Origin of the sequence: Pseudomonas sp., from assembly GCF_049590575.1 — a bacterium.
Classification (GTDB): domain Bacteria; phylum Pseudomonadota; class Gammaproteobacteria; order Pseudomonadales; family Pseudomonadaceae; genus Aquipseudomonas.
Genome location: NZ_JBAWDE010000077.1, coordinates 1 through 7,654, shown reverse-complemented (window position 1 = coordinate 7,654; position 7,654 = coordinate 1). Strand labels below are relative to the sequence as shown.

The following is a 7,654-nucleotide window of genomic DNA, read 5'->3' as shown; positions in this document are numbered from 1 at the left end:
TCAGCAAACTGCTCGAGCAGCTCTTTCGGGATTTTTGGTAGTTCACGCAGCGGTGGTTTCTTTTTGGTTGGCATACATGCACCTCTTGCTCATGGTATGCCCGAACACAAAATTTCTGACACCCCCCCAACAGCTAATCCCAACAAAGATCAATGCTCGATCACCTCCCCCCGCATCACCGCCAACCGCCCAATCAACCGATTCTGCACCGGCACCGCCACCCCCTCGCTGTCCATCGCCTTGATCAAATCCTCAACCAACGCATTAAAATCACTGCGGCTCACATTCTGCCCCTTGTGACTCTCCGCCATGCTATCGCCGGTATACGTGCAAGGCCCCCCCGCCTCCACACAAAACTGCTCGATCAGCTTATTGCGCAAACGCTGGATATCGATGCGCCGGAAGCGCTCCACAATCCGCTCATCACGGGCAATGTTGAGCAACATCCCCTCGACAATCCGCGTGATGCCCGGCAACGCACCAAGGTCGCGATACAGGCTGTCATCCTTGGCCGGCTGCTGGGCACACGCACCAAGCAGCAACACCAAAGCCACCGATAAAAAGCGCATCAAAAACTCCCCTGCACCGACAGATAGGTACCGTTCTGGTTATCCAGCGTAGCGATCTCCCCAAGCCGCGCATAAGCCAATACAAACGACACATGCTTGTTGGGAAAGTAGCCGACAAACACATCCGCCCAGTCGCTCTCACCGGCGAACGACAGGTTGTCGGGCTTCTCGCGATACTCCACACCTACCGCCCAACGCGGGTTCAGCAGCAGCGCCACCGACCCCTCCTTGAGCAGGCTGCGGCTGTCACGGCGGTCGCCACCAAAACCGAGCAACCCGGTTTCGTTGGCCCGGCTGTAGCGCAGGCTGCCGTTGACCAGCACGTTGTAGCCAAAGGCTGCGCCCATGAACAAGCGGCTGGCGGCAAGATAGCCTTCAACGTCACTGTTGCGTTTGGCGCCGACCAGCTTGGGTATATCGAAGTGAGTCTGGTGCTTGTATTCCAGGCCCAGTGACACCTGGGGCAACGCGTCGTAGATCACATCGCCAAACAACCGCACCTTGACGCCAAGCACGTCCTGGCCGAGGTTGTCCTCGGGCAGGTTCAGCCTGTGCACCAGGGTGCCGAGGTCGAAGCGCTGGCGGGCGAAAGACAGCTCGACCCGGTTGTCATAGGCCAGCGCCAAACCGGCCACGTCCAGCCGATAATCCGGCAGGTTGACCGTGGTGGCGAACGCCGTGGCGCCCCACTCGTGCTGCTCGCCATACCCGGCCAGCACCGCCCACGGCGTGATGCCGCCGCCCGCCGTGCCCTCAATGCTGCTGGCGCCGCCGGTGGCGATCAGGCGACCGTTATCGGCCAGGCTGGTTTGCACTGTCAGGGCGGCCAGGCAGCCGATCAATAAATGACGCACGTCTAACACTCAATGAACCAAAGAAGTTTGCGCACTGAGGGGCAACGCCACCCAGGCTTCGAAAGCCTCGGCCCCCAGGGGCCGGCTGATCAGGTATCCCTGCGCCGTGTCGCACTGCCAGCGCTCCAGAAGACGCAGGCTGTGGGCGTATTCGACGCCCTCGGCGACCACTTTGAGGCCGAGGTTGTGGCTCATCTCGATGGTGGAGCGCACGATCACCGCGTCTTCACTGGTTTCATCGAGGTTGCGCACAAACGATTGGTCGATTTTCAACTCTTGCACCGGCAGGCGCTTAAGGTGCGCGAGCGACGAGTAGCCCGTGCCGAAGTCATCCACCGACAGGCTGATGCCGCAATCGCGCAGCAGGTGCAGAACCTTGAGGGCTTTTTCCGGTTCGCGCATCACCGCGCTCTCGGTGATCTCGAACACCAGTTGCTCGGCCGGCAAGCCATAGCTGCGCAGCAGCGCCGAGACGCGGTGGGCCAGCTCATCGCCGAGCAAATCGTCTGCCGAGATGTTCAGCGACAGTTGCAGATACAGGCCGCGCCGGTTCCATTCGCAGAGCTGGCGAATGCCTTCCTCGATCACCCAGTGGGTCAACAACCGGATACTGCCCGAGCGCTCGGCCAGGGGGATGAACTCGGCCGGCGAGACCATGCCGAACTGCGGGTGCTGCCAGCGCAACAGCGCCTCGGCCTGGCGCACGTGGCCCTGGCGAATATCCAGTTTGGGCTGATAGTGCAGCAGCAGTTGACCCTGGCCGGGTGCGTGGCGCAGGTCGCGGATCAATGTGATTTGCCGGCGATGCGCAAGGTCGCGGCCCTGCTCGTAGATTTGCAGGCGGCCAGGCATTTGCGCGGCGTCCTTCATCGCAATCGCCGCGCGCTCCAGCAGGGTGTGGGGGCTTTCGCCATCGGCCGGGTAAGCGGCGATGCCCAGGCGGCAATCCAGCGCGAAGTCGTGGCCGTTGATGCGCTGGGGGCGCAGCAACAGTTGCTGCAACTTGTCGGCCAGGCCCACCGCCTCTTCACTGCCCGCGCCTTCAAGCAGCAGCAGGAACTCATCGGCAATCAGGTGCGCCAAGGTATCGCCGGGGCGCAAGGTGGCTTGCAGGCGCTGGCTGACGGTCAACAGCAACTGGTCCGCGGCGTCCGGCCCGGCGGTCTCGCTGGCGGCACGCAGGTTATCAATGCCCAGGTAGATCAGCGCCATCGGCCGCTGCAACGTGATCGAACTGCCCAGGCGCTCCATGGCCAGCGCGCGGTTGGGCAGGCCGGTCAGGCGATCATGCAACGCGTTGTGAGCCAGCTGGTGTTCCCGCTCGGCGATCCCGCTTTGCATCGAGTTGACCGCGTGGGCCAGGCGCCCCAGTTCATCGCTGCGCTTGAGCACCACCGGGGTCTGGTAGTCACCCTGGCCGATGCGCTCGGCCGCCAGCGCCAGCGCCTGCACCGGTCGCGATACGGTGCGCGCGAGCAGCAAGGCACCGATCAACGAGGCAACCAGCGCGATCAAAGCGATGCCGAGGATCTTTTCATCCAGCGGCACAAAAGCTTGCATCGCCGCATCCAGCGGGCTTTGCAGCAACGCCAGGACTTTGCCGTTCTCATCGCTGGCCAGCACCAGGGATTGGCTGAGGAAACTGTGCTCCAGGTGATCGGTGGTGGACACGCCACGGCGCGTCGAGTCGCCCTGCATCAGCTCGACGATGCTGTCGCGCAGCAACGGCGGCTGGGTACTGACCAGTTCGCCGGGCTGGCCGTGATCGATCGCCAGGAACGAGACTTCCAGGTTGCTCAACGAACGCAATTCATCGGCAAACGCGCCGTCCATGCTGAAGCCCATCACCACCCGCGCAATCGGCAACGGCGCCAGCACCGAGGTCTCCACCAGCAAGTGTGGCTTGCCTTGCAAGGGCACGATCAGCGTGGCCTGGCGATTGCGCCGAGCTTCGCGCAGCGCCTGGTCGTAGCGGAAAGTCGAGCCTTCGGGCACTTCGTCGAGGGTGCTGGCGAGGACTTTGCCGTCCATGCCCAACAGGATCATGTCACTGGCATTGATGCGCTTGCCGTGGTTGAGCAGCACCGAGCGCATCGTCGCCGAATCGCCACTGGCCACGGCGTCGCGAAAGCCGAAGTCGGCGGCCAACAGTTGCACACCATCGGCCAGGCGCCGGCCGCGCACTTCGAGCAACCGTTCGAACACCCGCGTGCCGACCGCCAGCTGCGTGTGGGCCTGGCCCTGCACCGCCGACTGGGTCGCGGCCTTCACGCTGAAATACAGCGCACCGATTACCACCAGCGACAGCAGGATCAACACGCAGGCGACCCGCGCCTGGAAACTATTGCGCAGTTTCATGGGCGGCTCGATTGAAGGCATCGCCGAAGGCTGTCGGTGCTGGCGGCAGGTCCTCCGACGCGGGCTCCAGGCTCAGCGTGACGCGATGGCTGAGCCCCGCCGCGGGGACGTGCAAGGTGCCGCCATCCAACGGCTGCATGTCCGCCAGCTGCGGGTGCCACAGGGTGGCGTGGTAATCGCCGGGCGGCAGGTCCTCGAGGCGCACCTGGCCCTGGGCATCGCTGACGCCGAAACGCGGGTCATCGGTGACGTAGATATAACCGAGCATCCAGTCATGGATATTGCAACCGAGCACCACCACCCCAGGCTTGTCGAACAGCAACGGGTCGGTGGGCGTGCCTTCGTACAGGCGCAATTCGAAACGCTTGGCAGCCGAGAAGGAATAAACCTGATGGCGAATATTGTCGCTGTTGGGAAAGCGCACCTGGGTGCCGGTGTGCACCGCCAGCACATGCGGGGCGAAACGTTGGCCGCGCTGGTCCATATCGGCCTTGAGGATGCCGGCTGGCGCAGCAGCCGGGCCCTTCAGGGTCACCACCGCGTCAGCCACCGGGTGGCCATCGGCCTGCTGCATCAGCACCGTCAACGTGGCCGCAGAGGCAGGGCCGACCACCGCTGTCAGCAGTAGCGCCATACCCGAGAACAGGTGAATCAATCGTGCCATGGTAGATCCGCAAAAAATGGAATGAGCGGCCAGCCTTGGCACCAACAACAGCGATCATAATGCCGCAAGCAAGGCAAAATGCCATCATCCAGAAGGGCGAGATGCATGACCGTTGGTCGATAAAAACCTATGCAATCGGTCAGGCTCTGAAGAGGTTATCGACCACCCGCAAAAAAGCTGTAGTCGACCGGTAGCGGTTTCTAGACCGGGGTTCGCTCACGGCGCATCCACATTTCAAACGCCATGGCATTCAGCGGCCGGCTGATGAGATAGCCCTGGGCGGTGTCGCAATTCCACTGCTTGAGCAACTTGAGGCTGGGCTCGAACTCGACCCCTTCGGCCACTACCTTGAGCCCCAGGTTGTGGCTCATTTCGATGGTCGAGCGCACGATCACTGCATCGCCACTGGTGCTGTCGAGGTTGCGCACAAAGGACTGGTCGATCTTCAATTCCTGCACCGGCAAGCGCTGCAATTGCGCGAGCGAGGAATAGCCGGTGCCGAAGTCATCCACCGACAGGCTGATGCCGCAACCACGCAGCTGTTCCAGCACGCTGAGGGCTTGCTCGGGGTCATGCATGATTGCGCTTTCGGTGATCTCGAAAATCAGCTGTTGAGCTTGCACGCCGTATTGCATCAGCAAGGTCGTCACGCGAATCGCCAAGTCATCATCGGCCAGGTCGTCCACTGAGATATTTACCGACAACTGTAGGTGCATACCGCGCTGCCCCCACTCGCCGACCTGGCGGATCGCCTCCTCGATCACCCACTGCGTCAGGCCACTCATGCTGCCGGTGCGCTCGGCCAGTGGGATGAATTCGGCCGGCGACACCAGCCCCAGGCTCGGGTGCTGCCAGCGCAGCAAGGCTTCGGCCTGGCGCACATGGCCGTTCGTGAGGTCAAGTTTGGGCTGGTAGCACAGGTACAACTCACCTTCCACGGCAGCCCGGCGCAGGTCGCGGATCAGCGTGATCTGACGCTGGTGAGCCAGGTCGCGGTCCTGCTGGTAGATCTGCAAATAGCCCGGCAGCGTGGCCGCATCGTGCCGCGCGATGGCGGCGCGGCTGATCAGTTCTTCAACCTGCTGGCCGTCGGCGGGGTACGCGGCGATGCCGATGCTCACTTCGTGGCGCAGTTCATCATTGCCGATGCGCTGGGGTTCGGTGAGCAACGCGTAGAGGCGGTCGGCGCGCGCCACGGCGCGGTCGATCTCGGTATTTTCCAGCAACAGCAGAAACTCGCTGCCAGTGATGCGCGCCGCGGTGTCACTGGCCAACAGGCTCATCGACAGGCAACGGCTGGCCTCACGCAGCATTTCCTCCACACCTTGGGGGCCGAATCCTTCGTTGATAGCACGGTAGTTTTCGATCCCCAGGTACAGCAACACCACCGGCCGCCGCGCACTGATCGCACTGCCTAGGCGCTCCATGGCCAGCGCGCGATTGGGCAAGCCGGTGAGCGGATCATGCAGCGCGTTGTGCGCCAACTGCCGCTCGCGCACTGCAATCCCGCTTTGCATCGCATTAAAGGCCCGGGCCAGCAAGCCGAACTCATCGTGGCTGCGCACGCGCACCGGCGTGCGGTAATCACCGGCGCCGATACGCCCGGCGGCCTCCACCAGCGCGTTGAGCGGGCGCGACACACGCCGCGCCAAAAACAACGCGCCGGCCAAAGACACCAGCAGCACTGCCAGGGCAATCCCGAGGAACTGCCGGTCCAGCGGCGCGAAGGACTCCAGGGCGTGGTCCAGCGGGCTTTGCAGCAACACGCGCACCTCATTGCCATCACCGGTGTTGGCCAGCGGCACGACCTGGCTGAGTACCCGTTGGCCGTAGAAAAGGTGGATTTGCGGTTCCGGGTTGAGGTGCCCCTCGCGCAGCAGGCTGAGGGTGGTCGCCTGGTAGGCGTCGGGCTGGGTGCTGAACAGCGGCCCCGATTTGCCGTTCTGCACACTGAGGAACGACACCTCCAGATTACTCATGGAGCGCAGTTCATTGGCGAACAGTTTGTCCATGGCAAAACCCATGACCACTCGCGCGATGGGCAAGGGGTTGCGCACCTCGTCCTGCGCCAGCAAGTAGGGCCGGCCGTCCATGGCCACGATCAACATCTGCAGGCCGCTGCGCCGCGCGTGGCGCAGCGCCTCGGCATACGGGAAAGGCTGGCCGCGCGTCAGGCTCGGCAAGGTACTGACCATGACGTTGCCATCCAGGCCGAGCACGAACACTTCACTGGAACGAATCCCGCTGCCATGCCGACGCAGGGCGGCGAGGATCGGCACGGTCTGGCCCCCGGCCACCGCCAGTTTGAATGGGCCATCCACCGTGAGCCAGTCGAGGCCGTATTGCAGACGACGGCCACGCAGGTCCAGCAGGCGTTCGAACACCTGACTACCGGTTTTGAGTTGGACTTGCGCCTGGTTTTCCACCGCACGGGAGGTGGCGGCCTTGACGGCGAAGTAGGTGGCCGCGACGACCACCAACAGTAATAGCGCCAGCACGCCGGCGATGCGGGTTTGGAACGTGTGGCGCCACCTCATTGCAGTGCCCTCTGGCAGCGTTCGCCGTTCTCTGCCGTTGCGTCCCTTTGTCATGAGCTGTCCCTGGCGACTGCTGACTTGGCGTCAAAAAAATATCCATGTGAGTTGAATATTTGGTTTCAGGAGATTAGCTGGGACTGAGGGGGATCGCACCTAATAAATACGGGGAGTTTGGTGTCGGTTTATTGGCGACAGAGGGTTGGCTGGGGATGGGTGGGGGTGGGCATATCCGTTGTTGCGGTAACGGCCGCCTATGGTTTCGCCCTTACGGCGAGTCACTTTTGGAAAAGAGCCCCAAAAGTAACCAAAAGGGCTCTTGCCCCACCACTCGGCACCTCGCTCACGCTCGGTGTGCCCGAAAACAGGCAGTACTGCGCGGGCCGCCGCGACGGGCCGTCCCTGCCCCGTCGCGGCTAAACCGGCGTCCTGCCGGTTTACCCGCTCCGTACTACCTGTTTTCGGCCAGCGTGGTTAACGGGGCGCCTAAGATCAAAATCAAGATCAAGATCAAGATCTACAGCACGGCGGCCTGGTAGCCGACCTGCGTGGTTGAAGCAGATCAAGAGCGCAGAGCGAGGAGCGAAAGCAAATCTACAGCATAAGCAGATCTGCGTTTCTGTGGGAGCTGGCTTGCCTGCGAAGGCAGCGACTGGTTGCCACTGATCAACCGAG

Annotated in this window: 5 protein-coding genes; all 5 read right to left on the bottom strand. The window is 62.8% G+C overall.

Annotation, left to right across the window (positions count from 1 at the left end; translation table 11 throughout):
* Positions 1-149: 149 nt before the first annotated feature.
* Positions 150-569 carry a group I truncated hemoglobin gene (locus WBR57_RS06240; protein WP_424083082.1) on the bottom strand — a complete coding sequence of 140 codons (420 nt, stop codon included), beginning with the start codon at positions 567-569 and terminating at the stop codon, positions 150-152.
* Positions 569-1,432 (bottom strand): DUF3034 family protein, encoded by an 864-nt coding sequence (locus WBR57_RS06235; RefSeq protein ID WP_424083081.1) that lies wholly within the window; start codon positions 1,430-1,432, stop codon positions 569-571. The genes WBR57_RS06240 and WBR57_RS06235 overlap by 1 nt, the downstream gene beginning before the upstream one ends.
* Positions 1,433-3,781 (bottom strand): putative bifunctional diguanylate cyclase/phosphodiesterase, encoded by a 2,349-nt coding sequence (locus WBR57_RS06230; RefSeq protein ID WP_424083080.1) that lies wholly within the window; start codon positions 3,779-3,781, stop codon positions 1,433-1,435.
* Positions 3,765-4,445 (bottom strand): methylamine utilization protein, encoded by a 681-nt coding sequence (locus tag WBR57_RS06225; protein WP_424083079.1) that lies wholly within the window; start codon positions 4,443-4,445, stop codon positions 3,765-3,767. The genes WBR57_RS06230 and WBR57_RS06225 overlap by 17 nt, the downstream gene beginning before the upstream one ends.
* Positions 4,446-4,645: 200 nt before the next feature.
* Entirely contained in the window at positions 4,646-6,982 is a 2,337-nt protein-coding gene (locus tag WBR57_RS06220; RefSeq protein WP_424083078.1) for a putative bifunctional diguanylate cyclase/phosphodiesterase, read from the bottom strand.
* Positions 6,983-7,654 lie beyond the last annotated feature (672 nt).

What these genes read in the sequence shown, in the direction of transcription:
- WBR57_RS06225 (WP_424083079.1), bottom strand. Translation starts at nt 4,445, where the DNA reads ATGGCACGATTGATTCACCTGTTCTCGGGTATGGCGCTACTGCTGACA.
- WBR57_RS06240 (WP_424083082.1), bottom strand. Translation starts at nt 569, where the DNA reads ATGCGCTTTTTATCGGTGGCTTTGGTGTTGCTGCTTGGTGCGTGTGCC.
- WBR57_RS06220 (WP_424083078.1), bottom strand. Translation starts at nt 6,982, where the DNA reads ATGAGGTGGCGCCACACGTTCCAAACCCGCATCGCCGGCGTGCTGGCG.
- WBR57_RS06230 (WP_424083080.1), bottom strand. Translation starts at nt 3,781, where the DNA reads ATGAAACTGCGCAATAGTTTCCAGGCGCGGGTCGCCTGCGTGTTGATC.